The 25,948-nt window shown below is 69.8% G+C and carries 23 protein-coding genes and 3 pseudogenes; 17 read left to right on the forward strand and 9 right to left on the reverse strand.

Annotation, left to right across the window (positions count from 1 at the left end; all coding sequences use genetic code 11):
• Window positions 1-188 precede the first annotated feature (188 nt).
• The gene (locus ACZ60E_RS38410) at window positions 189-1,322 is read left to right on the forward strand and encodes a hypothetical protein (RefSeq protein WP_469446589.1); all 1,134 of its coding nucleotides are present in this window, start codon (window positions 189-191) and stop codon (window positions 1,320-1,322) included.
• Between the two features lie 216 nt (window positions 1,323-1,538).
• Here the strand turns inward: ACZ60E_RS38410 and ACZ60E_RS38415 are convergent, their stop codons facing one another.
• On the reverse strand, window positions 1,539-2,453 hold the full coding sequence (locus tag ACZ60E_RS38415) for an alpha/beta hydrolase (protein ID WP_469446591.1): 915 nt from the start codon (window positions 2,451-2,453) through the stop codon (window positions 1,539-1,541).
• Between the two features lie 106 nt (window positions 2,454-2,559).
• On the opposite strand from ACZ60E_RS38415, the gene ACZ60E_RS38420 reads away from it, so the two are divergent.
• Both ACZ60E_RS38420 and ACZ60E_RS38425 read left to right on the forward strand, forming a co-directional pair.
• A complete protein-coding gene (locus tag ACZ60E_RS38420; protein WP_469446593.1) occupies window positions 2,560-2,976 on the forward strand; it encodes a MarR family winged helix-turn-helix transcriptional regulator in 417 nt (138 codons plus the stop codon).
• A gap of 540 nt (window positions 2,977-3,516) precedes the next feature.
• Window positions 3,517-4,311 (forward strand): hypothetical protein, encoded by a 795-nt coding sequence (locus ACZ60E_RS38425; protein ID WP_469446595.1) that lies wholly within the window; start codon window positions 3,517-3,519, stop codon window positions 4,309-4,311.
• Between the two features lie 268 nt (window positions 4,312-4,579).
• Here the strand turns inward: ACZ60E_RS38425 and ACZ60E_RS38430 are convergent, their stop codons facing one another.
• Entirely contained in the window at window positions 4,580-5,449 is an 870-nt protein-coding gene (locus ACZ60E_RS38430) for a helix-turn-helix domain-containing protein (protein WP_469446597.1), read from the reverse strand.
• A 177-nt stretch (window positions 5,450-5,626) separates the two neighbouring features.
• Here ACZ60E_RS38430 and ACZ60E_RS38435 point away from each other — a divergent pair, with 177 nt between their 5' ends.
• Window positions 5,627-7,084, forward strand: coding sequence for an aldehyde dehydrogenase family protein (locus ACZ60E_RS38435; RefSeq protein WP_469446599.1), 1,458 nt, complete (start codon window positions 5,627-5,629; stop codon window positions 7,082-7,084).
• A 122-nt stretch (window positions 7,085-7,206) separates the two neighbouring features.
• Window positions 7,207-8,115 carry an SDR family NAD(P)-dependent oxidoreductase gene (locus ACZ60E_RS38440; protein WP_469446601.1) on the forward strand — a complete coding sequence of 303 codons (909 nt, stop codon included), beginning with the start codon at window positions 7,207-7,209 and terminating at the stop codon, window positions 8,113-8,115.
• 109 nt (window positions 8,116-8,224) lie between these two features.
• Here the strand turns inward: ACZ60E_RS38440 and ACZ60E_RS38445 are convergent.
• Window positions 8,225-9,118 (reverse strand): annotated as a pseudogene (locus ACZ60E_RS38445) (LysR family transcriptional regulator).
• A 348-nt stretch (window positions 9,119-9,466) separates the two neighbouring features.
• Between ACZ60E_RS38445 and ACZ60E_RS38450 the strand changes: the two are divergent.
• Entirely contained in the window at window positions 9,467-10,234 is a 768-nt protein-coding gene (locus ACZ60E_RS38450) for an enoyl-CoA hydratase/isomerase family protein (protein WP_469446603.1), read from the forward strand.
• A gap of 350 nt (window positions 10,235-10,584) precedes the next feature.
• Here ACZ60E_RS38450 and ACZ60E_RS38455 read toward each other — a convergent pair whose 3' ends face one another.
• The gene (locus ACZ60E_RS38455) at window positions 10,585-11,547 is read right to left on the reverse strand and encodes a helix-turn-helix transcriptional regulator (RefSeq protein ID WP_469446605.1); all 963 of its coding nucleotides are present in this window, start codon (window positions 11,545-11,547) and stop codon (window positions 10,585-10,587) included.
• 158 nt (window positions 11,548-11,705) lie between these two features.
• Here ACZ60E_RS38455 and ACZ60E_RS38460 point away from each other — a divergent pair, with 158 nt between their 5' ends.
• The 6 genes and pseudogenes from ACZ60E_RS38460 to ACZ60E_RS38485 all read left to right on the forward strand — a co-directional run.
• A complete protein-coding gene (locus ACZ60E_RS38460) occupies window positions 11,706-12,392 on the forward strand; it encodes an alpha/beta fold hydrolase (RefSeq protein WP_469446607.1) in 687 nt (228 codons plus the stop codon).
• A gap of 604 nt (window positions 12,393-12,996) precedes the next feature.
• Entirely contained in the window at window positions 12,997-13,827 is an 831-nt protein-coding gene (locus tag ACZ60E_RS38465; RefSeq protein WP_469446609.1) for an MFS transporter, read from the forward strand.
• A complete protein-coding gene (locus tag ACZ60E_RS38470) occupies window positions 13,743-14,513 on the forward strand; it encodes an MFS transporter (RefSeq protein ID WP_469446611.1) in 771 nt (256 codons plus the stop codon). The genes ACZ60E_RS38465 and ACZ60E_RS38470 overlap by 85 nt, the downstream gene beginning before the upstream one ends.
• A gap of 345 nt (window positions 14,514-14,858) precedes the next feature.
• Window positions 14,859-15,965 (forward strand): LLM class flavin-dependent oxidoreductase, encoded by a 1,107-nt coding sequence (locus ACZ60E_RS38475; protein ID WP_469446613.1) that lies wholly within the window; start codon window positions 14,859-14,861, stop codon window positions 15,963-15,965.
• A pseudogene (locus ACZ60E_RS38480) lies at window positions 15,962-17,050 on the forward strand (NtaA/DmoA family FMN-dependent monooxygenase); the annotation flags it as partial. The gene ACZ60E_RS38475 and the pseudogene ACZ60E_RS38480, both read left to right, overlap by 4 nt.
• 280 nt (window positions 17,051-17,330) lie before the next feature.
• A pseudogene (locus ACZ60E_RS38485) lies at window positions 17,331-17,564 on the forward strand (F420-dependent methylene-tetrahydromethanopterin reductase); the annotation flags it as partial.
• A 130-nt stretch (window positions 17,565-17,694) separates the two neighbouring features.
• Here the strand turns inward: ACZ60E_RS38485 and ACZ60E_RS38490 are convergent.
• From ACZ60E_RS38490 to ACZ60E_RS38505, 4 genes are all read right to left on the reverse strand, one after another.
• Window positions 17,695-18,066 (reverse strand): DoxX family protein, encoded by a 372-nt coding sequence (locus ACZ60E_RS38490; protein WP_469446615.1) that lies wholly within the window; start codon window positions 18,064-18,066, stop codon window positions 17,695-17,697.
• A gap of 61 nt (window positions 18,067-18,127) precedes the next feature.
• Entirely contained in the window at window positions 18,128-18,985 is an 858-nt protein-coding gene (locus tag ACZ60E_RS38495; protein WP_469446616.1) for an alpha/beta fold hydrolase, read from the reverse strand.
• Between the two features lie 126 nt (window positions 18,986-19,111).
• Window positions 19,112-20,020: an NAD-dependent epimerase/dehydratase family protein gene (locus ACZ60E_RS38500; RefSeq protein WP_469446618.1), complete on the reverse strand. Its 909-nt coding sequence runs from the start codon at window positions 20,018-20,020 to the stop codon at window positions 19,112-19,114.
• Window positions 20,021-20,031: 11 nt separating this feature from the next.
• Window positions 20,032-20,784 (reverse strand): SDR family NAD(P)-dependent oxidoreductase, encoded by a 753-nt coding sequence (locus tag ACZ60E_RS38505; protein ID WP_469446620.1) that lies wholly within the window; start codon window positions 20,782-20,784, stop codon window positions 20,032-20,034.
• Window positions 20,785-20,919: 135 nt separating this feature from the next.
• Between ACZ60E_RS38505 and ACZ60E_RS38510 the strand changes: the two genes are divergently transcribed.
• Window positions 20,920-21,426 carry a MarR family winged helix-turn-helix transcriptional regulator gene (locus ACZ60E_RS38510; protein WP_469446621.1) on the forward strand — a complete coding sequence of 169 codons (507 nt, stop codon included), beginning with the start codon at window positions 20,920-20,922 and terminating at the stop codon, window positions 21,424-21,426.
• A 137-nt stretch (window positions 21,427-21,563) separates the two neighbouring features.
• Here ACZ60E_RS38510 and ACZ60E_RS38515 read toward each other — a convergent pair whose 3' ends face one another.
• A complete protein-coding gene (locus ACZ60E_RS38515) occupies window positions 21,564-22,469 on the reverse strand; it encodes an oxidoreductase (RefSeq protein WP_469446622.1) in 906 nt (301 codons plus the stop codon).
• Window positions 22,470-22,601: 132 nt separating this feature from the next.
• Between ACZ60E_RS38515 and ACZ60E_RS38520 the strand changes: the two genes are divergently transcribed.
• From ACZ60E_RS38520 to ACZ60E_RS38535, 4 genes are all read left to right on the forward strand, one after another.
• Window positions 22,602-23,477 (forward strand): helix-turn-helix transcriptional regulator, encoded by an 876-nt coding sequence (locus ACZ60E_RS38520; RefSeq protein WP_469446624.1) that lies wholly within the window; start codon window positions 22,602-22,604, stop codon window positions 23,475-23,477.
• A 220-nt stretch (window positions 23,478-23,697) separates the two neighbouring features.
• Window positions 23,698-23,895 carry a hypothetical protein gene (locus ACZ60E_RS38525; RefSeq protein ID WP_469446625.1) on the forward strand — a complete coding sequence of 66 codons (198 nt, stop codon included), beginning with the start codon at window positions 23,698-23,700 and terminating at the stop codon, window positions 23,893-23,895.
• A 221-nt stretch (window positions 23,896-24,116) separates the two neighbouring features.
• Window positions 24,117-24,479 carry a MarR family winged helix-turn-helix transcriptional regulator gene (locus ACZ60E_RS38530; RefSeq protein ID WP_469446802.1) on the forward strand — a complete coding sequence of 121 codons (363 nt, stop codon included), beginning with the start codon at window positions 24,117-24,119 and terminating at the stop codon, window positions 24,477-24,479.
• Window positions 24,476-25,909: an MFS transporter gene (locus ACZ60E_RS38535; RefSeq protein WP_469446626.1), complete on the forward strand. Its 1,434-nt coding sequence runs from the start codon at window positions 24,476-24,478 to the stop codon at window positions 25,907-25,909. Before ACZ60E_RS38530 ends, ACZ60E_RS38535 begins: the two co-directional genes overlap by 4 nt.
• Window positions 25,910-25,948: the final 39 nt, after the last annotated feature.

The raw sequence follows: 25,948 nt of genomic DNA on the forward strand, positions 1-25,948 counted from the left end.
CGCTCCCACTCGGCATCACTCAGATCACCCCGCCCCATGTCCACAGCAACGACCCGGACATGAAGCGGTCACATGATCGGCCGGACGAGTCCTAGCCGAAAAGCATTGCGCACAGGCCCTCTTGATGCGGCGTCAGGCGGATCGTACTCTGCTTCCCGGCATCGTCGACCAGGGGAGCGGGGTTGGTCATGGGACCGCCGGATCCACCCGAAACCGCTGGATCATCCAATCCGTCCGACGAAGAAGTGCTTCAGGCGGTCGAGCTCCATCTCGGCGGGAGCGGTGAAGCCGCCCGGCTGATTGCGCCCGGTACGGCGGAGCTGTCGGCGCGGCCGTTGCTCAACTTTCGTATCGATCGGCGATACGAGAAGCGGCGTGAGGGAATTCAGCGGAGTGCGCCGGGAAAGAGGCTGAAGCACATTTCCAAGCAGCCGTCCTATATTCACCTTGCCACCCATCATGTCCCGGTGCCCTCGGGCTTCGCCCCCACGCAGCCGGTGGAGCTGGTGTTGCAGGGCTCGGTCGCTGAGGTTGTGTGCGCGGAGTGCAAGGGCGGCAGACAGAGTTGCGGGGTGTGTGGCGGCAGCGGCACGCAGACCTGCGCGGAGAACGTGAAGTGCAAAGCCTGTGGCGGTGGCAGCGACGCGTGCTGGTCATGCGCAGGCACAGGAAAGCGGGGCAGCCGACGGCCGTCCGGGAACGCTCAGGGCAAGTCGCGGACCGACTGGTGCAGGCGTTGCGGGGCGCACGACGTGGCCTGCCCCAAGTGCGTCGGCAACGGGACGATGGCCTGCACTGTGTGCAAGGGCACGGGGCGCCGCGCTTGCGATGCCTGCAAGGGCTCAAAACGTTTCCGGCATGAGGCATGCAACGGCACCGGCTTTGTCACCACTTGGACCGCGGCAGTGATCTCCCACCCTGTCGGCGCGGACCGTGAGCGAGACCGGGCCCCGGCCCACCTCTGGTGGCCGACGTACCGGACGGACGGGTGGCGCGAGGTGTCGTTGAAGGATGTCACCGACAAACTCCCCGCCGACTTGCCGGAACCTCATCGCGTGCGCATCGCACCCCATTTGCCGCGCAAAGAGGTCGAGGTGCGACGCCTGGCGGTCCTTCGCTATCTGCCCGTGGCCCGCGTCACGGTGGCCGCCGACCCGGATTGGGTGTACTTCGCCTTCCCTGATGGGCCGGAGGCCGACGGCGGCATCAAGGTCGTCCGGCGCCCGGCGAGGCCGAGGGTGGTCCGACTCGGAGGCATTGCCGCGGCGGCGATCCTGATTGCAGGACTGGTCATGGTTCTCGCACTGCAGATGCTCGACTGAAGCGCCACCACCGCTCGGCGTCGTGATTGCTGTCTCGCTTCAGGAGGCGCATTGCGCGGCCATCGTACGAGTGGCCGATGACGGGCCGGAGGTCGCTGCGGAGGAAGCAGTGTGTTCGACCGCTTCTGCCGGGCCGAGGCTGGCTGCGGTCGGCCGTGGTCGTGTCCGGCGGCACCTTCTGAGCGGCCTCGCCGTGCCCTGGGAAGGGTGAACGATTCACAGGTGGTTGGAGTAGAAGGTGGTGAGCCGGTCGACGGCAGCATCGACGTACTCGGGCTCGTCGTACATCTCGTAGTGGCCGGCGCCGTCGACCACCATGAGATCGACCGGGTTGGGGGCCAGGTTCCACAACTGCATGCCGGATTCGTAGGAGCCGGTGTTGCCGATGCGTCCGGCGAGAATGACCTGCAGTGGCTGGGTCATGAGCTGGTCGACCAGGTGGTACGCGTCGTAGCCCAGCAGCAGTGAGTCGCCGCGCGCGAGACGGCGGTTGGTGGAGTACGCGTTGCCGCCTCGTGCGGTGCGGTAATAGGTGATCGCCTGTGTCGTGTCGATGTCGGTCGCACCGACTGCCTTGGCCTCCTCCAAGGTGTCGGGCAACCAGTTCACGCGGGCCGGTTCTCCGGAGCGGGACTCCTCGGTGCGTGCGTCGGCCAGGGCGTCCAGGGCGGCGGCCGGACCGTCCGGCTGGAAACTGCGGAACGACGTGCCCATGTTGCCGGGGACGACCGTTGCGACCGCTTTGATGCGGTGGTCGGTGCGAGCGGTGTGCACGGCGTACCCCCCGCCGGCGCAGATGCCGAGGACGCCGATGCGCTGCGCGTCGATCCAGGGAATGGTGGTGAGCGCGTCGATCGCGTAGGAGATGTCCTCACCGCGGCGGTAGGGGTCTTCGAGGTCGCGGGGTTCACCTCCGCTGCGGCCTTGATGGGCGGGGTCGAACACGAGCGCCGCGATACCGCGGGCGGCGAGACGAGAGGCGTAGTTCGCGCCGATCTGCTCTTTCACGCTGCTGCCGGGCGTAGAGAGTACGACGGCGCGTTGTGGGTGGGTGCGGTCCGGGTCGTCGGGCAAGTGGAGGTGGGCGGCGAGTTCGATGGGTCCGCGCGGGATCGTGATGTGTTCAAGCATGGACTGCACCCTTCGTGACATTGTTGTTCCATTTCTGCCCAGTACGAGTTCCCGAATGATACAGTTTGGAACTAGTTCGGAACGGTACCACTTGGGTGGAGGGTGCATGTCGGTCGACGGGGCGCAGCTGTGGACGCTGAACCAGCGGCTGCTGAGCGTCGTGATGGATGCCTGTACGCACGAGTTGGCTGAGCTGGGGCTGGAGACGAAGGAGTTCTTCGTCCTGGCCGAGGTGGCGGCTTCGCCGTACCCTGCCGAGATCGCGACGGCCCTGCTCCTCCCCAAGGCGAGCGTGACGGTCTACGTCCGCAACCTCGTCGCCAAGGCGTTCATCCGGCGTGAGATCGACGACGCGGACCTGCGGCGGCACCGGCTCGTACTGACCGCTGAAGGTGTACAGGCCCGGGATCGCGCGCTTGCGGCCCTCGCGGCGGAGTACGACCGCAGGCTGGCGAGAGTCACGCCGCAGGACCGCAGCGAGCTGCAGCGCATTCTTCTCACGATGCTCGGGTTGCCGAAATGAGGCCTTGACGACCGGCGTTGGCGTCGTGCGGGTGCGGGTGCGGGTGGGTCCGGCTCTGCGTCGGTATGGGGGCAGCGGAACGGCCGGCGCCATGGGGCGGAGACACCCGTCGCTGTTCTCCGAGGGCTGCGTGACGAGGCTGGCATAGAGGCTGTTGAGGAGCCGGGGTGTCTAATCCGGTGCGCGGCGCAGATCGCGCCCTGGGTGAACTGGCCGGTGTCGCCCAGGCGGATGTCGGCGAGCGGCAAGGCGGCCGCGTACCCCTTCGGTGCGGCCGGGATCCAGGTGCCGCAGTGGGGCATTCGCGCCAACACGCGCACGGCAGTGACAGCGCGGCGGCATGGAGGCCCCCGTCAGACTCGTCGAGCTGTCAAAGCTCCGGAACGGTTCCAGGGAAAGTACGGACGGTGCCGCCTTGCGTGGCCGGTTCACTCCTGTCTCGAAATGACGCGCTCATGCCATTCTGGGGCGCAATCGGTGACCGTTCAACGTCCCGCTCACGGCAGCGGGCACGGTCACTGGGCGGACAGGGGGAACCACATGTTACGAAGAGCCAGAGCCGTCGTCGGACTGGCAGCAGCAGCACTGATCGTCGCCCTCGCCGCTCCGGCCGGGTACGCCGAGTCGACCACCTCGCCGGCACCCGCTGCGGCAGCGGCCGCAACAGACGACCACGGCGTCTACGTCGTTCAGCCGCAGGCCGACGGGACGACATACACCGCGATCTACACGCCGGCACCTGGTGTGACGGCCGAGCAACTGAGGACCACCTTGCGTCAGCAGGGCGTCCGCGGCGTACAGAATGCGGACTCCAAGAACGCCACCATCCTCGCCCGCTGCGCGCCGTTCGTCGGCACCGCTGCCGCATGGTGCAACCACAAGTGGGACTACGGACCGTTCAACGACCCGCAGGTGTACTTCCTGGACCACAGCGGGGACACCTGGCCGGTGACCGACGCCCGGGTCGACTGGTACCAGGCCCCGGGGATCGATGCCTACTACCGCTGGTACACCGCCGGGTGTCCTGGAGGCGGACGCCACTGCGTCCATGTGTACAGCGGCAGTTACGGCACGGACTGGTATGGCGTGACCGAAGCGTCAACCTCCAACGGCTACTTCGTCGATGGAACCGTCACGGTGAAACTCAACGACCAGATCACTCCGAACACCTACGCGGCCCGGCGCAGCGTCGCCTGCCACGAAATGGGACACGCTCTCGGTCTCGAAGCGAACAACTCGACCAACAGCTGCATGTCCGACCCGGAGTTCCCCCAGCATCCGTCGTCGGATGACTTCGCGGTCCTGAACCAGCTGTACCCCAAACCCGGCACCTGACAGCACTTCGCGGTCGGCGTCGCAGGGAACGCACGTTCCGTTCTTCACGGAAGCGGGACCGTCGCGGGCCGCAGCCCGCTGACCGGCCGTGGCCGTTCGCTGAACGGGCTGCCGACCCCGCAGCGGTGATCGCCGTCTCACTGGCGCTGCCCTCCTGGGGGCAGGAGGGCAGCGCCCGCGCTCCTGGCCTTGGCGGTCCGCAGAGTGAGGCCCCTACCCGCCCGGGTCGCCCGTCGCGCTGTCGCCCCGCGTCCCGTGTCGGAACGGCTCAGGAATTCCCAGTGGGGGAGACCAGCGGGGCGCGTGTGGCGGTGACTCTGAGGAAGTCGAGTTGTTCCGCGGAGGGTGTTCCGGTGGCCGCGGTGTAGGCGACGATCCTGAGGTCCGATCCGGGAACGGTGAGGATGTCGCAGTCGAGGGTGATGTCTCCCACGGAGGGATGGGTGACGGTCTTGCGGTCATGGCCGAGTGAGCCCGCGACACCTTGTGACCAGAGCTGCGCGAAGCGGGGACTGCGGGTGGTGCATTCCTGGATGAGTCCGCGCAGGCGGGGGTCGTCCGGGAAGGCGCCCTGTGCGGTACGCAGGTCGGCGACGAGGGCGGCCTCCAGGGCTTCCCGGCCACGTTCGGACCGAGGCAGAGGGCCGGAAACGGGCGTGGGCAGGAACGTTTCGAGCACCAGGTTGCGCTGGTCCGCGGGGGGCTGCGCGGGCTCTCCGAACAGTGCGGCCCACAGCCCGGTGCACGTGATGAGTGTCCAGTCCGCGGCGAAGACGCCCAGTGCCTGATCGGTGAGGGCGGCGAGCAGGCGCTGCACGCTGGGCGGGATGTGGGTGGAGATGCGCCCGGATCCCGGCAGCGGAAGGTGTGCGAGGCGGTAGAGGTGATCCCGCTCGGACACCTCCAGGTGCAGTGCGCGGGCCAGTGCGGCAGCGACCTGTTCGGAGGGACGGCTGGCGCGTCCCTGTTCCAGGCGGACGAGGTAGTCCACGGAGAGTCCGGCGAGTGCGGCTAGCTCCTCGCGGCGCAGGCCCGTGGCCCGGCGTCGGCCCGTGGCGGGCAGACCCACGTCGGCAGGTGCGAGCCGGTCGCGCCAACGACGCAGTGCTGTGCCCAGCTGATTCTGTTCCTCGGTCACCGTTCCAGTATCACCGCCCGGCTCGTGGTGAGGGTGGTACTGCCATTCCTACCGTTGTCCGTTGCACTGGTTGGGGCCCTCACGCCGGTCGACAGTGGTCGCAGCAGGCACCGCACCTGAACCTCGCAGGTTCGAGCGGGCGGTTGCCTGGCAGTCCACTACGAGAGGCCGAGGCCAATGTCCGAAAACACGCTCGCCCGGAACCTGATCAACGGAGGGTGGAGTGAGTCCGGCTCCGTACAGGAGTCGGTCAACCCCTCCACCGGCGAGGTCGTCGGCACGTACGTCTCGGCGGGCCGCGCGGAGGCCGAGGCCGCGATCGCCGCGGCACGTGCCGCCTTCGACACCACCGGCTGGTCCCGTGATCCGGCGCTGCGCTCCCGGGCCCTGTTCGAGCTGGCCGACCGGATCGCCGAACGCATCCCCGCTCTGAGCCGGACCCTGACCCGGGAGAACGGCAAGCGACTGGACGAAACGGCCTGGGAGGCCGCGATCTCCGTCGACTGGCTGCGCTACAGCGCCGCGTCCGCACTCACCCAGGTAGCCGGCCGGGCCGCCGAGCCGACACCGGGCCAGTACTTCTACTCGTCGCCCGAGGCGATGGGGGTCGCCGGCATCATCTCGCCGTGGAACTCCCCGATATGCCTGACGGTGCGAGCTCTCGGTCCGGCGATCGGCGCGGGCTGCACCACCGTGGTGAAGCTGCCCGGACAGACCGCCCTGACCAACTCCCTGCTCGCCGAGGCCGTCGCCGCCACCGAATCCCTGCCCCCGGGTGTGGTCAACATCCTCACCGAGGCGGGCAACGAGGTGGCACCGGCGCTGGTCGAATCGGCGGACGTGGATGTGCTCAGCTACACCGGCAGCACCCACGTCGGCCGCCTCATCGCCGCCGCTGCCGCGCCGACCCTCAAGCGGCTCAACCTCGAACTGGGCGGGAAGACCCCGCTGATCGTCTTTGAGGACGCCGAACTCGACACCGTCGTCCCGCAGTTGGTGATGGCATCCATCCTGATGAACGGGCAGTTCTGCTGTACCGGCTCGCGCGTGCTCGTACAGCGGGGCATCGCCGATGAACTGCGCACGCGGCTGGGCGCGGCACTGGAAGCGGTCAGGGTCGGGCCCGCCGAGGATCCCTCCACCCAGCTCGGACCACTGATCGACAGGGCCGCCGTCGTACGGGTCGACAGCATCATCGAGGACGCCTCCTCCTATGCCAAGGTCATCGTCAGGGGCGGGCCCGTCACCGACCCCGCTCTGGCGGGCGGCGCGTTCTTCCGTCCGGCGCTGCTGGAGGTGGAGCGGCTCGATGTCCCCCTTGTACAGCAGGAAGTCTTCGGCCCGGTCCAGACCTTCGAGATCTTCGAGAACGAGGCCGAGGCGATCCAGCGGGCGAACGCCACCGACTTCGGCCTGGCCGCCGCGCTGTACACCCACGACGACTTCCGGGCCCGCCGCGTCGGACGCGAGCTCCGGTTCGGCGGGATGTGGGTCAACACCTGGGGCTCGATGTCCGAGCACTTCGAGCAGGGCGGTTTCAAGCAGAGCGGAATCGGTGTGCTGTGCGGTCCCTCGGCCATCGGCGAGTTCCAGAACATCAAGACCTACGCCACCGCCGTGCCGCGACAGCACTGAGGGCCGCGGTGGGCAGGACCGCCCACATCCCGGCTCGATGCGGAGGCCAGGACCGCGGAGTTCCCGCCGACGGCCCGACCGGCATGAGCCACTGTTCGTACCAGTTCTCCCAGGAGCACAGCATGTCCAAGAAGTCACCGCAAACTCAGGAAATCGTCGTCGTGACCGGGGCGTCGACCGGGATGGGCGCGGCCACCGCGAGGGAGATGGCCCGGCGCGGATTCCATGTCCTTGCCGGCGTACGCCGGGACAGCGACGGCGAGGCACTCCTGGCCGCCGGCGTCGAACCGGTGATCCTCGACATCACCGACCAGGAGCACATCGCGGCGCTGGTGGCACGCATCGACGGCGACCCGCACCACCGCGCCGTGCGGGCACTCATCAACAACGCCGGCCTCCCCTGCGCGGGACCGGTCGAGGTGGTGCCGCTCGACGAATGGCGGCGCGTGTTCGAGGTGAACGTCTTCGGGACCGTCGCTCTCACCCAGGCCCTGCTGCCAGCCCTGGTGCGCAGCAAGGGCCGCGTCGTCAACATCAGCTCGATGAACGGCAAGGTGTCCATGGCCGGTTACGGCGTGTATGGCAGCAGCAAGCACGCGGTGGAGGCGCTGAGCGACGCCCTGCGCAACGAACTGGCCCCGCACGGCGTGCAGGTGGTGATCGTGGAGCCGGGCGGCGTCAAGACCGAGATGGCCCGCGTCGGACTTTCGGGCCTGAGTGACCTCACCACCCGGATGACCGCGGAGCAGAACGAGCGATACGGCGCCTTGATGCAGGCGATTCCCTCCCACGTGGCCGCGTTCACCGAGGCCGGTGCGACCTCCGACACCGCGGCTCGAAAGATCGCCAAGGCGGCGACGGACCGCAGGCCCCGCACTCGCTACACCATCGGCGCGTTGACCACCTTCCTCATCCGTGCCTCCAGCCTCCTCCCCGACCGGGTGTTCGACCGGATGACCATGTCCGATCTGCGCAAGCACTACCCGGACAAGGCCAAGTCCGCCCCGGCCACCGCGGGACGACACGCGTAGCTGATTGGATCGGGCGCGCACAGCGGCCCGTCATCAGCCTCGGTACCAACCAGCCTCCGCTGTCGTACGCCCGGCAGCATCTGGAGATCGGCCATGCCGGCGGGTTCAGTCATCGGGGCTGGTCGAGGGCGGCGATCAGGTGGCCGAGGTCCGGGCGGTGGGAGCCTGCGTTCCAGACGGCCCAGGTGCGCCGGACGATGGGGTGGCCGGCGAGCGGGAACCAGGTGATGGTGTCGGGCAGGGGCTGGGACCAGCTCGGCGGTGCCAGGGTGAAGGCGCGGCCGGCACTGACGGAAGCGAGTTTGACCTCGGCGATCAGTGGCTGCCCGTCGGGGACCGGCGGGCCCGGGTCGATACCGTGGCTGCGCAGGACGGCGGTGAGCTCGTCGTACCAGGCCGGGCTGCCCGAGCGCGGGAAACCGACCCAGCCGAGTTCGTTCAGCGCATCCAGGGGAATGCCGTCGGGGCCGGTCAGGTCGGCGCCACGCTCCGCCGCGACCAGGACTCCCAGCTGTTCCTTGACGACCAGCATCGCGTCGAACTCCTGCCCCTAGGGGCGTTCGCGCAGCAGTCCCAGCTCAAGGTCACCGCTGTGAAGCAGTGCGACCTGCGCGGAGGTGGACAGGTGCCGGACGGTGACGCGCGTGCCGGGATGGGCGGCGGACAGGTCGAGCAGGGCCTTGGACAGCAGGTCGGCGGGCAGCTCCAGAGGGATACCGATCCGGAGCGTGGTGGCACGCTGCCCCGTCCGCGCGGTCATGACCGCGAGTGCCTGGTCGTAGCGGGCGAGTACGGCACGTGCCTCGGAGAGCAGTGTCAGGCCGGTCTCGGTGGCCTGCACGCCGGTGGAGGAACGGATGAGCAGTTGCTGGCCGAACTCGCGCTCCAGGGCTCCCACCGTCTGGGAGAGGGCGGGCTGGCTGATGTGCAGCCGTCGTGCCGCCGCCGACAGGCCGCCTTCTTCCACCACCGCCACGAACGCACGCATCGCTCTGATCTCCATGCGCCTATCGCATCACGCTTCGCCGACGGCGCGCCCTCGCGCCTGCGTATGCGCCTCCGTGTGGACGACGTGTATGACTCGTACGTCCACGGTGTAGCTGTCCGTGAGGCGTGCTCCCTTCGGCTCCCGGTGTGGGCGCACCTGCTGTCACCGCCGCGGCGACAGGGCTCAGCAAGGTGCCGGGGTCTGACGCGCACGGTGTCGGAGCCACGTCCGACCCCCATTCGCGGTGCTTATGGCGACCCTCGGCAAGTGCTCTGGCCTGGCGCTATGCGGAGTGCCGGGACAGGAGTTGAGTAGAGGACACAGGGCGGAACGACCGCCCACCCCTCTACCGAGGAGCTTTCCGTGTCCGAGCAGTTCCCGTCCTATTTCACCGCGTTCAAGAACCTGGCGATGACCCGTACGGCGTCGGGTGTGCTCACGCTGCGTTTCCACACCGATGACGGTCCGGCCACCTTCACCGGCGAGACGCACTCCGACTTCCCGCGGGCGCTGTTCGAGATCGGTGAGGACCGCGACAACCGGGTCCTGGTGCTGACCGGTACCGGTGACCGGTTCATGACCGACATCGACGGTGCGAGCCTGGGCGACATCACCAAGCCCGCCCAGTGGGACCGCACCCTCGCCGAGGGCCGCCGCGTGCTCCAGCGCCTGGTCGACCTGGAGATGCCCATCATCGCGGCGGTCAACGGCCCCGCGTCCGTCCACAGCGAGTACGCCCTGCTCGCGGACATCGTCCTCGCCGCCGACACCACCGTCTTCTCGGATTTCCCTCATCTGACCTTCGGCATCGTCCCCGGCGACGGCATCCAGATCGCCTGGGAGGAAGCACTGGGTGTCAACCGCGCCCGCTACTTGACCCTCACCCAGGGTTCCTTCACCGCGGAGCAGGCCGAACGCTGGGGCGCCGTCGCCGAGGTGCTGCCCCTGGAGGAGGTCCTGCCCCGCGCCCAGCAACTCGCTGAAGACCTGGCCGCCAAACCCCAGCTCCTCACCCGCTACCTGGCTGTCACCCTGCGTCAGCGCATCAGCCGCCGCATGGCCGAGGGCCTCCAGGTCGGCATGGCCCTCGAAGGGCTCACCGCCGCCGACCTCGCCTACCAGCTGCAGTGAGCGGGCCCCCGATGCAACAGAGTCCCGCCACCGGCCAGGGTCGACAGCCTGCGCCTCTGGCTCGAAGCAGCTCACTCTGGCCCTGACCGACCCTCCGGACCGCACCGTGCTGCTGGACCTCGGCGCAGAACTGGACCTGTATCCGTGCGAGCCGGCCGCCATCGTCACGGGCACTGCGGAGACCGTCCTACGGCCTCGTCTACGGCCGCAACCAGTCCGAGGACGACGTCCAGATGACTGGGACAGTCACCCTGGCGAACCTGGTAGCCCTCTTCCCAGGCTTCTGACCTCGCGGCGCCACAAGCGCCAACACACCGCACCGCGCAGCTGGCCACTTCCCAAGGACACGATCACGGCTGGTCTGCCACGGCGGCGCTGAAACGCGCCGCAAGCGCCGCAACCGAGGCACGCAGTTCCTCCCCGCCCTCGACGCGGAAGGCGAACGGGATCCCCGCCAGCCAATCCTGCGCGTACATGTCCGGGTTGCGGGTGCTGCCGACCAGTACGCATCCGTCCTTCAGGGGCTCAAGCCGTCCCATGGGCGGGCGGATCCACGGGGCCACCTCGGTCAGGGGAGCGTCGAACACCACACGGGTGGAGAACTCCCATCCGAGACCCAGGTTCTCCTCAAGCACCGCTACCGGGTCGAGGCCCTCGGGCGGCTCGAACCCGTACTCGGTCGGCCGGACCGCGCGGACCCGGTCGACCCGGTAGGTGCGGATCGCGTCCGCGCGATGGGAGTGGCACAGCAAGTACCAGCGCCCGTAGCGGATGACGATGGACCAGGGATCCACCTCCGCCTCCCACTCGTCGCCCGCCTCGCTGCCGTACGTGACCGACACGCGACGCCGGGCCGCGATGGCGTCGACGAGTTCGCTGGTGATGGCCGGATCGGGGTGGGCCGCGTACTGGTCCGCTGCGCCAGACGCGTACTCCCGCAGCATGGCTGCCTGTTGGCCGACGTTCTCCGGGAGTGCCTTGACGACCTTGCCCAGTGCGGTGCCGATCAGGTCGTCGGTGTCGGCCGCGGTGGGCTGGCCGCTGAGTACCGCCATCACCAGGCCGATGGCCTCGGACTGCGTGAAGTGCACGGGGGGCAGCCTCGTCCCGCGCCCCAGCCGGTACCCGCCGTGCGGCCCCCGGGCCGACTCCACCGGGATGCCGGCCTCACGGAGGATCTCGACGTATCGGCGCGCGGCCCGCTCGGTGACGCCCAGTCGCACGGCGAGTTCGCCGGCTGTCGTACCGGGGCGGGTCTGGAGAATTTCCAGGGCGCGCAGGGCACGCGCGGTGGGGCTGAGATCGTTCGGCACAGGAGCAGGCTAATCCGCTCCGCTGGGCTTCGTCGGGCTCCGCGGTTGAAGGAGTCCTTCGCTCGGGGCGCTTGGGCAGTCACGCGATAAACCGGCAGTGGATTGTCCGGATCACCTCCTACGGTGACATCCATGAAGTCGGAGAAGGGGAACTGACCATGGACATTCTGCTCATCGGTGGCCTGTGGCTGAACGGATCCGTATGGGACCGCGTCGCGTCCGCGCTGGAGCCGCTCGGCCATCGCCCCGTGCCGCTCACCCTCCCTGGCCAGGGGGACGGCTCCGTGTCGGCCACGCTCGACGATCAGTTGGCGACGGTGCTCGCCGCGGTGGACGCGGCGCCCGGCAGGTCCATGGTGGTGGGACATTCCGCCGCCTGCACGCTGGCTTGGCTGGCCGCCGACAGGCGGCCGGAGCGGCTGGCGAAGGTCGCCCTCATCGGTGGTTTTCCCACCGCCGACGGTCAGCCGTACGCTGACTTCTTCGAGGTGAGTGACGGCGTCATGCCCTTCCCTGGCTGGGGCCCGTTCGAGGGGCCGGATGCGGCCGACCTCGACGACGAGGCCAGGCGGGAGTTTGCGGCTGCCGCGATTTCCGTGCCCGCAGGAGCGACCAAGGGAGTGGTGAGACTGTCGGACGAACGGCGGTTCGACGTTCCGGTCGTGGTCGTTTGTCCGGAGTTCACGCCCGAGCAGGCGCAGGAATGTATCAGCGACGGCGATGCCCCGGAACTCGCTCGGGCCAAGCACGTCGACTTCGCCGACATCGACTCAGGCCACTGGCCCATGGTCACGCAGCCGGCCGAACTGGCCCGGATCCTGGCCGCGGCAGCCGACGCGGCTTGACGGGGGGAGTTCCGGGCATGGGCCAAGCCTTGGGCGAGCTGATCACAGCCGCTCGTTGATGGCCACAACAAGCGGCTGTGATCAGGTCGCACAGCGCGGCCTCTGCTGCCCGGCTCTTCCCGGCGGAACAACCCATCGTGGTGACACGCACGCGGTCGACGTGACGGCGGGTCACGAGCACGGTCATGCGCCCGGATATCCGCAACACGGGCTGCGAGCACCAGCACGGCATGGGTGTCTCACGGGTCAGGACGCGTGGTGGACGCACCTTCCCGCGTGTGCTTTGATCCGGGCCATGGAGACCGCTGGCAGGGCACACCCGGTGCTGCTCGACCCGTTCTGGGCGAGCCGCCGCGCCGACCAGTTCGACCAGGTCTGTTGCTGATCGCCGCTCTGCGGCCCGCGACCTTCTCACCCTCTCCGTCCGACGCCTTCGGCGCACCGCCTGCTGCCGATCAGCCGTGTGAATACGGCAGTTGTGCCCGGCGGCGGCCGATGTCAGTTGGCGCCACGAAGGAACTCTCATGGCTCAGCACACAACCCTGCACGTTCTCGACATCCCACGCTCCCACGCCCACCGCGCCGGCGAACCCAAGTCGGGTGAATGCCTTGGCCTTTCGGGGCCGCCCCGGCGCCGGTGATGCTTCCGGGACAGGACCGTGCGGCACGGCGGGTGCTGTGGGTGTGCATGGCCGCGGGCGCGACGACCCTGCTGGACCAGGCAGTTCTGAACATCGCCGTGCCGAGCATGCGTCAGTCGCTCGACGCGTCCGCGGCGGACGTTCAGTGGATCGTGGCCGGTTACTCGTTGACGTTCGGGCTGGCGCTCGTTCCCGGCGGCAGCCTCGGTGACCTGTACGGACGTAAACGTCTCTTCCTGGCAGGGATGGCCGTCTTTCTCCTTGCCGGGGTGACGGCGGCGACCGGCGGGGGACCCGGGACCCTCATCGGCGCCCGGCTGGTGCAGGGCGCCGCGGCCGGGCTCGTCAACTCCCAGGTGATCGGCACCATTCAGGACGTCTTCCACGGTCCGGACCGCGGGCGTGCACTGGGCCTGTACGCGGTCACGGCCGGCGTCGCCGCGGCACTCGGCCCGCCGCTCGGCGGTGCGCTCGTCGCCGGACTCGGCGCTGGAGCGGGCTGGCGGTCCTGCCTCTTGCTGAGCGCCCCCTGCGCGGTGGCCACCCTGGCCTTCGCAGCCCACTGGCTGCCACCGCCCCGGCGCACCGCCCGCGACTCCCGGCTGGACGTCCTCGGCCTCGCTCTGGCCTGTGGGTGCACACTGACGCTGATGGTGCCCTTCATCCGCACGCCGGACAGTGGGGAGAGGGGTTCGTATGGGGCGCCGCGGTGTGCGCCCTGGCCGTCCTCCTCGCCGGGCATCAGCGACTACGTGTTCGCGGTGGCCGTCAGCCGCTGGTACATCCGGCGCTGACGTCCTCGAAGCCGTACGTGCTGGGCACGGCCGTCGCCATGGCCCAGTTCGGTTCCTCGCTCGCCGCGTCTCTCGTGCTCACCGTCTTTCTGCAGGACGGGCTGGGGCTGTCCGCTCTCCTCACAGCGGCGGTCACGCTCCCCTCGGCGGTCGCTATGGGCCTCTCCTCGGCGTTCGCCTGGCGTCTGGTACGGCGGATCGGACCACGCACGGTGACCGTCGGCCTCGCCCTGGGAATCGTCGCCACGCTGGCCGGGGCCGCGGTCGCGCTCTTCGTGCCGAGTGCGGTACTGCCGGTGGCACTCGCCGGCACGCAACTGCTGGCCGGCACCGCTTCGGGACTCGCCGTCTCGCCCAACCAGACCCCGGTGCTACAGCATGCCCCAGCAGAGGCCGCCGGAGTGGGCGGCGGCATCCTGCAGATGGCCCAACGCATCGCGGCGGCCGTCTGCCTCAGCGCGGTCTCGGCGGTCTACCTGCACGCCGCGCCCGGTCCATCAGGAGGCGACCATGCCCGGGCGGGCTACGCGCTCGCTTCCTGCGTCTGCGCCGCCCTGCTCGGCGCGGCTCTGGTGCTGTCACTGCTGCGCCGCACCGGTACGCGAACCCGTCCGTCACCACCCACGTCACCCACGTCGCCCAAGTCGGCCGGATTCGGCGCAGCGCCCAGGACCGGGCCCCGATGATGAGGCGGTTCGCAATGCGATGCAACGTACTGCGATGCAATGCGGGTCGCGTCGCCGTCGTATGCACGTACATCTAGTGGTCTTGACACGTTCCGGGGCCGAAGACGTAGGTTCGAAGGCGTTGGTTCGAAGACGTAGGTTCAAGTGACCGATTCCGAATGGGGGGAGGCATCGATGCGCACACGTCGTGTTGCGCCGCACGCTGCCTCCGCAGGGACGCGGCTGATCACCCGACGGCACGTGGACTACTGCCGCACCGCCTCCGCCGCCTGTCCTTCCGCACGTATCTGACCTCTGTCGGCCCGTCGGGCCGACAGACTTCCCGTGCCCCTCGGAAGGAACACCATGTCCGGCCCCGCCCTGCGGCTCGCCGTAGAACTCGACGGTGACGGCGCGCATCCCGCGGCCTGGCGCCGCGCCGCCCATGCACCTGATCACCTGCTGACACCACGCCGGGTGTCCCGAGTAGCCGCCGCCGCGGAGAACGCCGGGTTCACCCTGATCACCCTGGACGACGGCACACTCCCGCCCGGCGCCACGCCCGATGTGGTCGGCCGTATCGGCGCGGTGGAGCGGGCCGCGTTCCTCGCCGCCTCGACGAGCGTCATCGGGATCGCGCCGGTCGTCCCGGTGACGTACGCCGAACCCTTCCACGTCTCCAGTCAGTTGGCGTCACTGGACCACATCTCGATCGGGCGCGCCGGATGGCTGGTGAGCGAGGAGACGCGTCCGGAGGCGGCCCGACTCTGGGGCCGCCGGCTCATCGACGGCGCCGCCGCCCGGGCCCGTGAGTCCCGCGACGGGGTCGAGGTGGTCCGTGCTCTGTGGGACTCGTGGGAGGACGACGCGGTCATCCGTTCCGTGGCCACCAGCCGCTACCTGGACCGAGAACGACTCCACTACGTCGACTTCACCGGCGACACCTACGCCGTGAAGGGCCCGGCGATCGTGCCGCGCCCGCCGCAGGGGCAACTCGTCGTGCTCGGCCGGCCCGACCTCGTACCGGCCGGACACCTCGACGTAGGCCTCGTCGCGGGCCGTGACCTCGCAGCGCTCGAAGCGGCCGCGGCTGCCGCCGGAACGCCGCGTACCTTCGCCGAGGTCGAAGTCGCCCTCGACACCCCGCACGCCACAGCCGAGGAGCGCGTCGCCGACCTTGAGCGTCACGCGCCTTGGGCCGACAGCGGACGGCTGCGCCATGTCGGTTCCGCCACCGGACTCGCGGCCCTGCTGGCGCGGTTGAGGGGTGTCGTGGACGGCGTGCGCCTGCACCCGCTCGTCGTCGACGAGGACCTGAACGTGCTGTCCGGCCTGGTCCTGCCCCACCTCTTCGAGCGCCGCCACGCCGTTCGCCCGCTGCCCGGCACGTCCCTGCGGACCCATCTGGGACTGGAACGACCCGCCAACCGTTACGCCACCCCGGCGACTTCGGCTCGGGAGGAGACCCGATGACCCGCACCGACCCCCTCGACGTCCCCCGGCCCGACGCACAGCTCCACCTCGGCGTCTTCTTCCAGGGCGTCAACCACTGGACCATCTGGTCCGACCAGGCCAGCGGCTCCCAGATCGACCCCGCCAGCTACCGGCGCGTCGCCCGGACCGCCGAACGGGGCCTGTTCGACGCGTTCTTCCTGGGGGAGGGGCTGCGGCTGCGCGAGGTCGACGGCCGCATCCACGACCTGGACATCGCTGGACGACCCGACGCCATCACCCAACTCGCCGCGCTGGCCGCCGTCACCGAGCGGATCGGCCTCGTGAGTACGTCCAACACCACCTTCAACGAGCCCGCCGACCTCGCCCACCGCCTCTCCGGTCTCGACCTGCTCTCAGAAGGGCGCGCAGGCTGGAACGTGGTGACCGCCGACAACGCCTGGACGGGCGCCAACTTCCGGCGCGGCGGCTACCTCGACCACGCCGACCGCTACCGGCGCGCCGAGGAGTTCCTGACCGTGGCCCGGGCGATCTGGGACGCCTGGGACGACCGGGCCGTCTCCGGCTCCGCCGGTGCTCCCGACTGGGCGGCCCCCGGCGGCGTACGTCAAGTCCGCCACCAGGGAGCCCAGTTCGACGTGGACCTCGTCCCCACACTGCCGAGGAGCGCCCAGGGACACCCCGTGATCTTCCAGGCTGGGGATTCCGGCGAGGGGCGCGACTTCGCCGCGCGCAACGCCGACGTCGTCTTCTCCGCGCACGGCAACGACTTCGACGACGCGCTCGCTTTCGCCGACGACCTCCGGCACCGCCTGCGTGCCGTCGGCCGACCCGACGACGACCTGCGCATTCTCCCGGGCACGGAGATCATCATCGGGGCCACCGAGGAGGAGGCGCTGGAGAAGAAGCGGTGGATCCGCCTGCAACAGGTCACTCCGGCGACGGCATTGGGCATCGCCGGGCTCCTGTGGGGTCTGGACCTCTCCGACCGCGACGCCGACGGGCCGTTGCCCGAGGAGGACCCGGTCGTCGCAGAGAACGACGGCTCCTTCGGCGCCCGGCGCGTCGCCGATCCGCGCGAGGTGGTCGCCGAGTGGCGGGGTAAGGCGGAGGCGCACGGCTGGTCGCTGCGCGAGACCGTCATCGCGCTCGGTCCCCAGCGCGGTCACGTCGGCACTCCGGCCGGCCTAGGTCCTGTCGTCAAATTCCCGGCGTCCGCCCGGAGGGCGGGCCGGGCGGCGTCTGGTGCGTGCTCTGGGGGTCCCCCCGGCCGAAGGCTGGGGGAGTGCCGGGCGGAAGTCCTCGTACTGGACGTACTTGGGCTTTCGCCCGGTGCGGCGCGAGTGCGTGCCAGGCGTCGGCCGGCAGGCGGGAATTTGACGACAGGGCCTAGCGGACAAGTTCGCCCACTACGTCCGGCACGGTGCCGTGGACGGCTTCAATGTCATGCCGTACCTGATCCCCGACGGTCTGGACGACATCGTCGACCTGCTCGTCCCCGCCCTGCAGGAGCGTGGCGTGTACCGCACCGAGTACACGGGTACGACCCTGCGCGACCACCTGGGCCTGCGGGAACCGCTCACCCACCGAGCCACGACCGGCCGCCGGCAGGCCGGCTGAACCGTTCCCGCACCGCACCGCATCGGCATCGCACCGCACCACATCGCCCCGCACCGCCCTCGCGCCAGTTGCCGGCGACGGGCGGCGGTGCGGGCGCCCCGGCACTGCCCGGAAGGCGGGCTCGTCCGGATCAGAACGCGTACGGCCCGAACCGGCCCCACGCCATTGTCGCGGCCAGGATCAGAAGGACTCCGCTGGGTGCCAGCGCGGGGAACTCTCGGCGTCGCAGGTGCATCGCCACGGCGCCGGTCATCACCAGGGCCAGTCCGGTCGCGGCGATAGGGACCAGGATCACCGCGATGTCGACCATGGCGGGCAGAACCACGCCGATCGCGCCCACCACCTCCAACGCGCCGATCACGTGAGGGGCCCAGCGCGGTGCGTCCTTGGCCCAGTCCTGCGCGGCGACGTACTTCTCGTGCGACAGCGCGAGCTTGAACAGGCCGGAGAAGAGGAATGCCGCGGCGAGCAGTGCGGCGATGACCCACAGAACAATGTTCATGATTTCCCATACGGAGAAGGCATACGGAGAGGGAATGTGCACAACCAGGGGCGGTCGGACGTCATATGAGGAACGCGGTGACCGCTTTGGTGAACCAGTCAGGGTCTTCCTCGGCGACGAAGTGCCCGGTCGGAGCGACCAGGCCCCGGACCTTGTCGGCGTGGGGGGCCAGGGCCAGCGCGGTGGAAGTTCCGGATTGGGCGGAGCCGATGGCGAGTACGGGCATCGGCAGTTTCCGCTCGGCGAGCAGAACGCGGTTCTCGCGGCCGTCGTCCAGAAGGGTGCGGTAGTGCTCGAAGCCGCCGCGCAGCCGCTCGCGACCGGTGTACGCCCGGGCGTAGGCGGCGAGGTCGTGATTGTCGAAGGTGCCGGGGTTGGACAGGGCGGTGAACGTGGCGGTGAAGAACTCCAGTTCGTGACCGTCGAAGAGCATCTCGGGAATGTGTGGGGTCATGAAGAGGCCGAAGTGCCACATGCCGCCCTCGGCGACGTTCATCGCCTCTTCCAGGCCGAGGCCGGGCAGGAGGGAGTCGACCAGGATGAGACGGGAGATGTCCTCGGGGTGGCTGGCGGCCCAGGCGAAGGCGACCATGGAGCCGATGTCGTGTCCGGCCACGGCGACGGGGCCGGTGAGGTTCAGGGCGTTGAGGATTCCGCGTATGTCGTCGGCCTGATGGGTCTTGGCGTAGCCGCCCTGGGGCCGGTCACTGTCGCCGGTTCCACGCAGGTCGGGCACGACGACAGTGTGGTCATGGGCGAGGTCCGGCATGACGCGGGCCCAGGCGCGGGAGGTCTGGGGCCAGCCGTGGAGCAGGACCAGGACGGGACCGCTGCCGCCGACCGCGACCGACAGGCGGGTGCGGTTGGTGTCGATCCGCTGTACGGAGAAGCCGTCGGGAAGCCAGTCGCCAGAGTTCATGGCAGGGGCCTTTCATCGAGGACAAAGGGTCAACGGGCGTGCTGAGTTGAGGGCCGTGGCGAGGAACTGCGGGATGGGCGGCCCGCCACCGCAGGCGACGCGTGTGGGGCGGAGGCGAATCCGTCCTCACCCTGAGGGGATGGCCAGTCGGCGCAGACGTTCCTCGCCGATCATGGTCAGCATGTCGGTGTGCCGGGGCTGCCAGCCCAGGTCCTGCTGTGCGCGGACAGCGCGGATGCGGCCGGAGACGGACATGATGAGGGCGCCGAATTCGCCCCACACACCTGTGGCCTCCTCGGAGGTGAGGCTGTGTGGCTTGACGCCGAGGTCGGCGGCGACGCGTTCGGCGATCCAGCGGTTGGGGATCTCTCCGGCCACCGCGTGATACAGCCCGCCGTGCCGGCCCTTCGCCAGGGCGAGGGAGAACAGGCGGGTCACGTCGTCGATGTGGACGTGACTGTAGGTGTTCAGTCCTTCCCCGATGTAGCAGGCCGCCCCGGTCGCGGCCACCGACCGGTAGACCATCGGCACATGGCCATGGTCGCCGGGACCCCAGATCAGACCGGGCCGGATGACCATCGAGCGCAGCCCGTGGTCGGCTGCGGCCATGACGGTGTCCTCGGCCGCCTTGCGGTAGGCGGCCAGGGGTTCGGGCGTGAACGGATCGTCCTCAGCGAAGACGTCCGGACTCCAGGCGCCGGCAGTGCGCTGCACCAGCACTCCGGTGCCGGACAGGAAGACGAACGTCTTGCGCGTGCCGCTCAGGGCTCGGACGAGGTCCTGAACGGTTGCGCTCTCCTGCTCCGGTCCGGCCTGGGCGGCATAGATGACCACGTCGGCAGTCTGAGCCGCCTTCAGGACGGCGCCACGATGCTCGTTCAGGTCGCCTGCCACGGGAGTGATGCCCTGGGAGCCGAGGGTGGCGGCAGCGCTCCTGGTGCGGGCCAGACCGGAGACCGCGTGGCCTTCGGCGGACAGGTGCCGGGCCAGGGCGCCGCCGACGAACCCGGTCGCGCCGATGATGAAGAGGTTCATGTCGAGCAGCCTCAGGAGGGCAGGGCACTGAGCTCGCCGCCGTCGGCGAACAGCACGGCGCCGTTGACGTAGGAACTGGCGTCACTGACCAGGAAGGAGACGACGTCGGCGATCTCGCCGGGATCTCCCGCGCGGCCACGGGCGTTGGTCCTGTCCAGCATCGCGATGTGCTCGCCGAGCATGGCCTTGGTGCCCTCGGTGCGTACGGGGCCGGGGGAGACGGTGTTGACACGCACGCCGGACGGACCGAACTCGGTCGCCCAGTAACGGGTGAGGATCTCCGCGCCTGCCTTGGAGGCGCCGTAGGCGGCGCCGACGGGGGCGGGCATACGGGCCGCACTGGAGCCGACGATCACGATCGCCCCCCGTCCCCGCGCGGCCATGCCCGGCGCCAACGCGCCGACCAGCAGGAACGGGGCGCGCGTGTTGACCGCGACCTGCCGGTCGAAGCTCGCTGCATCGCTCACAGCGGTCGGAGCGAACTCGTACAGACCCGCGCTGTTGACCAGGATGTCCACAGCTCCGGCCTCGGCGGCCAGGCGCAGCGTGCTGTCGGCGTCGGTGAGATCGGCGGCGATGAAACGGGCACGGCCGCCCTCGGTCTCGATCTCCTTGACCAGAGCCTCACCACGACCCTGGTCGCGACCGTGCAGGACAAGGTCCGCGCCCTGGGCGGCGAGGTTGTGCGCGATGGCTTTCCCGATGCCGGACGTCGCTCCGGTGACGAGTGCGAGACGGCCCTGCAAAGCGGAGTCGGCGCTCATGGTGATCTTCCTTGCTGTGGTGCTCTCAGCACGCGGCACGGATGACGGCCGGCGCTCTTCCGCAAACCACTATGCCTACAAGATGTTCTGTTCGCAAGAACATCTGTCGGAGAGCGCATGCGGTACGATGTGGGGGTGAGCGCATCCACGTCCGAGAACAAGAAGCCGCGTGCCGACACCGAATCCCTGGCGCTGGACACCGACCTGGGCTGGGCGATCCGCATGGTGTCCGCGGCGTTCCGCCGCGTCGCCACCGACTCCGTCGCGGGTCTGCCCGGCGGAGCCCGTGGCTACCTGGTCCTGGTGGCACTGGCCGGCGGCAGCGAGCCGCCCTCCCAGCTCGCCCTGGCCAAAGAAGTCAGTCTCGATCGCACCGTGATGACCTACCTCCTCGACGACCTCGAAGCCCACGATCTGGTGACCCGCAAGCCGGATCCACGCGACCGGCGCGCCCGCCAGGTCCTCATCACCGACACCGGACGCGACCGACTCACCGAAGTACGGCACAGCCTCGGTGCCGCCGAAGCACGCCTCCTGACCGACCTCGGGCCCAAGGACACCGAGCAGCTGCGGACACTGCTCGCGCGCGTCGCACAGACCGCGCAGCGCGAAGTCATCGCGCCCGACGAAGCTGCGTGCTAGCTACACGCACGGCCTTGAGGTGCAAGGGAGCCAGACGCGCGGCTGTGTGGCGCAAGGGAGCCACTCGCGCGGCCATGAGGCGCAAGAACCGGGCAGAGGACTGAGCGGGACATCAGGCTGCAAGGTCGTTCGCCGGTTCAGAGATAGCTGACGCCGGTCAGTTCTTCGGCCGCCGCCCAGAGCTGCTTGCCCACAGCGGGGTCGGCCGCCTCCCGGCTGAGCCGGGCGTCGGTGACCCGGCCCCTCGTCTCCCCGAGCGCGGACGGTCCGAAGAACTGGCCGCCCCTCAGGCCGGGTTCGGTCGCGGCACGCAGCTGCGGCAAGGCGCCCTGCTCCACGGACTGGGTGGCCAGGAGGCCGACCCACGCGATCAGTTGCCCGAACCGGCCACGGTGCTCCCAGGCGCGTGGGGTCAGGTTGGTTCGGGTGAGACCGGGGTGGGCCAGCGTGCTGACGATCGGCGATCCTGCAGCACGCAGGCGGCGGTCCAGTTCAAGGCCGAAGACCGTCGTCGCGAGCTTGGACCGGCCGTAGGCGGGAGCCGCCCGGTAGTCACGCTCGAACATCAGGTCGTCGAAGTCGAGGTGCGCGTTCTTGTGGGTGATCGAGCTGAGGCTGACCACCCGAGGTTCCCGCGCCGCGGCCAGCCTGTCGAGCAGCAGGCCGGTCAGCGCGAAGTGGCCCAGCATGTTGGTGCCGAGCTGCAACTCGAAGCCGTCGACGGAGGTGCGGCGCGGGCCGAGCAGTACCAAGCCGGCATTGTTGACCAGCAGGTCGATCTCCGGGTGGTCGGCGGCCAGCCCCGCTGCGAACGCCCGTACCGAACCCAGGGAGGCCAGGTCCAGCTCCCGTACCTCGACGTCGCCGCCGATCCGGCGGGCGGCCTCCTCACCGGCGTCGGTGTTGCGGACGGCGAGTACGACGTGGGCGCCGCGGCGTGCCAGCTCGGTGGCGGTGACCCGGCCGAGGCCCGAGTTCGCGCCGGTGACGACGGCGATCCGGCCGTGCTGGTCGGGAATGCGGTCGGCGGTCCATCCGGTCATCCGCTGCTCCTTGAGGGTGTCGGTGCGGTACGCCGACGACGCTAGGAGCAGTGCGCACGGGATCGGTCGTTCTCGGTTGCCTAGGTCTGCGAGACCTACCTTGCCTGCCCGGCGACGCGGCACACTGGGGGCATGAGCCATCCCTACGCTCGTGAGCTGGGAGATTTCCTGCGCGCCCGGCGCGGCAGACTGCGCCCGCACGACGTTGGTCTGGAACCCGGCGGCCGACGCAAGGTCACCGGGCTACGCCGCGAAGAGCTGGCGCTTCTGGCCGGGCTGAGCACCGACTACTACCAGCGGATGGAACAGGGCCGGGAGGTACACCCGTCCGACGACGTCCTGGACGCGCTCGCCCACGCACTCGGACTCGACGACGAGGAGCGCCGGCACCTGTTCACCCTGGCCCAGGCCGCCCGCCGACCCATACCCGTCCGGACGCACCACGGTCCGGAAAAGGTGCCCGACAGCACCCGGCGACTGCTGCAGGTGATGGACACCCCGGCGCTCGTACTCGGCCGGCACCTCGATCTGCTCGCCTGGAACCCGATGGCGGAGGCACTGCTCGGCAGCCCGGACGACCACCCGTCCGACCGGCTCAACATGCTCCTGCTGATGTTCGACGACACGCTGACCGGCGAACGGAGCTGCCCGGACTGGGAACGGCAGGCACTGGACTACATCGGCATGATGCGCGCCGCCGTCGCCACTGATCCCACCCATCCGCGCGCCACCGCCGTCGTGGGTGAACTGAGCATCCGCAGCGCCGAGTTCCGGCGGTTGTGGGCCCGGCACGACGTACGCGCGTCGGTCAGTGGCTCCAAGACCTTCCGGGTCCCCGAGGTCGGTGACATCGTCCTGGACTGGGACACCTATCCGCTGCCCGGCAGACCCGGCCCTTTCATACTGGCCTTCACCGTCGAACCGGGCAGCCCCGACGCGGAGCGGCTCCAGCTTCTGGCGTCCTTGCACGCGACCCGCTCGGCACGCGCCGACAAGCGCTCCTTCTAGGAGACGGGCGTTCGCCGTTGAGCGGCGCTCGCTCGCCCAGCCGGTCGACGCGAAGTCTTCAGGGCAGTTCCGCGATCGATGTCAAAGGATTTGGGCGTCACTGAAAGGTGTTGTCGGACTGTCGGAACCGCGGAAAGACTGGCAGCCAGTCGTGACGGCCTGACCGAGAACGACGCAGGCCGCCGCACCTCACTTGCCGATCATCGATCGAGGAGTCCCCATGCGTCTGCGTAAGCGCGCGGTAGCCGCCGTGTTCGTGACCACCGCAGTCTTCACTGCCCTCGCCCCCCAGGCCATGGCTGCCCCCATGCCCTGGGAGACCAGCAAGACCCCCACGTCCACCCACCACGGTCCCGCCACGTCAGCCACCAGCAGCGGCACGCTCACCGTGCTGTGCGGAAACCCCTGCTACCAGTAGGCAGTCGCCGCAGGAACCCGGGCGGATGGCGCGCACTCTGAAGCAGGCGAACGAGGGCGCGGCGGTCGCCCGGGCCGGTCGACCAGTTCCATAACCTATGAATATAAAAAGGCTATGCTTCGGGCATGAGTCGTCAAGACGCCGCTCCTGGCGCGTCCGCCGCTATCGGGGCAGCCCTCTACGGCCTGGCCACCAGGGCCGCGAGACGGCTGCCCAGGGACATGAGCCTGACGTCCGCCGCCACCCTGGCGACCCTGGACCGGACCGGCCCGCGGCGCATCACCGATCTGGCCGCGGTCGAGGGCGTCACCCAGCCCGCGATGACCGCACTCGTCCGGGTGTTGGAGGAGTCCGGCCTGGTCGAGCGGCGGGGCGACGCGTCCGACAAACGGGTCACGCTGGTGTGCCTGACCGAGGCAGGCGCCTCCTATGTCCGGACGCGGCGCCAGGCGGGCGTCCACGCGTTTGAGCGGTTGATCGGCGACCTCACCGGCGACGAGGTCGATGCGCTGGTGGCGGCCCTCCCGGCGCTGAAACGTCTGGCAGAGCTCGAAAGCCAGGACCGCGAAGGGCCGAAGCAGTGACCGGGCAACCGGTCGGCGGTGGCGCGGCGAAGGCACTTCCCGTGGCGCGTTCCGAGGCACGGCTGCTGGTCCCCGCCCTGATGTTCATCGCACTGGTCGTGGCAGCGGTCGCCAGCCTCGGGACGCCGCTCATCACCAGCGTGGCGACCTCGTTCGACGTCTCGCTCGGCAGCGCGCAGTGGACGCTGACCGTCGCCCTGCTCAGCGGCGCCGTCGCCACGCCGGTCCTGGGCCGGCTCGGAGCCGGCCCGCACCGGCGGACCACGATCCTCGCCACACTGGCGGTCGTCGTCGCCGGCAGTGCGCTCACCGTGCTGCCGCTGCCGTTCGCGTGGCTGCTGGCCGGGAGGGCGGCCCAGGGCGTCGGGCTCGGGCTGACGGCGCTGATGATGGGCGTGGCCCGGGACCACCTCCCCGAGGAGCGCAGCGCGGCCGTGATCGCACTGATCTCGGTGGTCTCGATCATCGGGGCCGGCGTCGGCTACCCGCTGGCCGCACTGCTCGCCGAACTCGGCGGGGTACGGGCCGCGTACGGCCTCGGCCTGGTCGTCACCGCCGCCGCACTCCTGACCGCCTGGCGCTCCATGCCCGAAGCTCCCGAAGGCCGCTCGGCCCACGTGGACGTGGCAGGCGCGGTCGTTCTGGCCGCCGCGCTGATCCTGGTGCTGTTCCTCGCCGGCGAACGGAATCTGTGGAGCCGGCACCTCGCCGTGGCGGGGGCCCTAGCCGTCGCCGCGGTGGTGCTGCTCTGCGTCTGGGCCGTCATCGAGCTGCGCAGCACGACGCCCCTGATCGATGTACGGGCGGTGCGGCACCCGGCGGTCGCCGGGGCGAACCTCGCCATGTTCGTCGGCGGGATCGGCATGTACCTCCTGCTCACGCTCATCACCCGGTACGCGCAGACGCCGCCCGGCGCCGGATACGGCTTCGGGCTGACGACCTTCGTCGCCGGGCTGGTCCTCATCCCGTTCTCGGTGCTGGGGTTCGTCGCCGGCAAGCTCACGCCGCGGGTCCGGACGCGGGTCGCCGACCCCCTGCTCCTGGCCGGCAGCGCCGTTGTGGTCGGCGGCGGGTTCGCCCTGTTCGCGGCGGCCCGGTCGGACCTGGTCGAACTGTTCGTGGCGATGGGCGTACTCGGCTTCGGTGTGGGCGGCTTCTCGGCCGCGATGCCCGGCGTCATCCTGGCCGTCACCCCCAAGAGCGAGACGTCGAGCGCCATGAGTTTCAACTACGTCGTCCGCAGCGTCGGGTTCTCTTTGGGCAGCGCCATCGGCGGCCTTATCCTCGCCGCAGGCACCGGCGCCGGCCACCTCTTCCCCGACGACAGCGCTTACACCACCGCGGCGCTGGTCGGCATCGGCGCCATGGCGATCGCGACGCTGACAAGCCTCGCGCTCGCCCGCCGACGTTCGTCCGAGACCAACCCGTAAGTCAGATGCACTCATCCTCGCACTGGCATCCCAACACTG

This window comes from Streptomyces sp. NPDC102514, from assembly GCF_055584525.1.

What these genes read in the sequence shown, in the direction of transcription:
- ACZ60E_RS38525 (WP_469446625.1), top strand. Translation starts at nt 23,698, where the DNA reads ATGCGTCTGCGTAAGCGCGCGGTAGCCGCCGTGTTCGTGACCACCGCA.
- ACZ60E_RS38460 (WP_469446607.1), top strand. Translation starts at nt 11,706, where the DNA reads ATGGACATTCTGCTCATCGGTGGCCTGTGGCTGAACGGATCCGTATGG.
- ACZ60E_RS38515 (WP_469446622.1), bottom strand. Translation starts at nt 22,469, where the DNA reads ATGACCGGATGGACCGCCGACCGCATTCCCGACCAGCACGGCCGGATC.
- ACZ60E_RS38495 (WP_469446616.1), bottom strand. Translation starts at nt 18,985, where the DNA reads ATGAACTCTGGCGACTGGCTTCCCGACGGCTTCTCCGTACAGCGGATC.
- ACZ60E_RS38415 (WP_469446591.1), bottom strand. Translation starts at nt 2,453, where the DNA reads ATGCTTGAACACATCACGATCCCGCGCGGACCCATCGAACTCGCCGCC.
- ACZ60E_RS38520 (WP_469446624.1), top strand. Translation starts at nt 22,602, where the DNA reads ATGAGCCATCCCTACGCTCGTGAGCTGGGAGATTTCCTGCGCGCCCGG.
- ACZ60E_RS38465 (WP_469446609.1), top strand. Translation starts at nt 12,997, where the DNA reads ATGCCTTGGCCTTTCGGGGCCGCCCCGGCGCCGGTGATGCTTCCGGGA.
- ACZ60E_RS38420 (WP_469446593.1), top strand. Translation starts at nt 2,560, where the DNA reads ATGTCGGTCGACGGGGCGCAGCTGTGGACGCTGAACCAGCGGCTGCTG.
- ACZ60E_RS38505 (WP_469446620.1), bottom strand. Translation starts at nt 20,784, where the DNA reads ATGAGCGCCGACTCCGCTTTGCAGGGCCGTCTCGCACTCGTCACCGGA.
- ACZ60E_RS38435 (WP_469446599.1), top strand. Translation starts at nt 5,627, where the DNA reads ATGTCCGAAAACACGCTCGCCCGGAACCTGATCAACGGAGGGTGGAGT.
- ACZ60E_RS38500 (WP_469446618.1), bottom strand. Translation starts at nt 20,020, where the DNA reads ATGAACCTCTTCATCATCGGCGCGACCGGGTTCGTCGGCGGCGCCCTG.
- ACZ60E_RS38440 (WP_469446601.1), top strand. Translation starts at nt 7,207, where the DNA reads ATGTCCAAGAAGTCACCGCAAACTCAGGAAATCGTCGTCGTGACCGGG.
- ACZ60E_RS38410 (WP_469446589.1), top strand. Translation starts at nt 189, where the DNA reads ATGGGACCGCCGGATCCACCCGAAACCGCTGGATCATCCAATCCGTCC.
- ACZ60E_RS38490 (WP_469446615.1), bottom strand. Translation starts at nt 18,066, where the DNA reads ATGAACATTGTTCTGTGGGTCATCGCCGCACTGCTCGCCGCGGCATTC.
- ACZ60E_RS38530 (WP_469446802.1), top strand. Translation starts at nt 24,117, where the DNA reads ATGAGCCTGACGTCCGCCGCCACCCTGGCGACCCTGGACCGGACCGGC.
- ACZ60E_RS38425 (WP_469446595.1), top strand. Translation starts at nt 3,517, where the DNA reads ATGTTACGAAGAGCCAGAGCCGTCGTCGGACTGGCAGCAGCAGCACTG.
- ACZ60E_RS38475 (WP_469446613.1), top strand. Translation starts at nt 14,859, where the DNA reads ATGTCCGGCCCCGCCCTGCGGCTCGCCGTAGAACTCGACGGTGACGGC.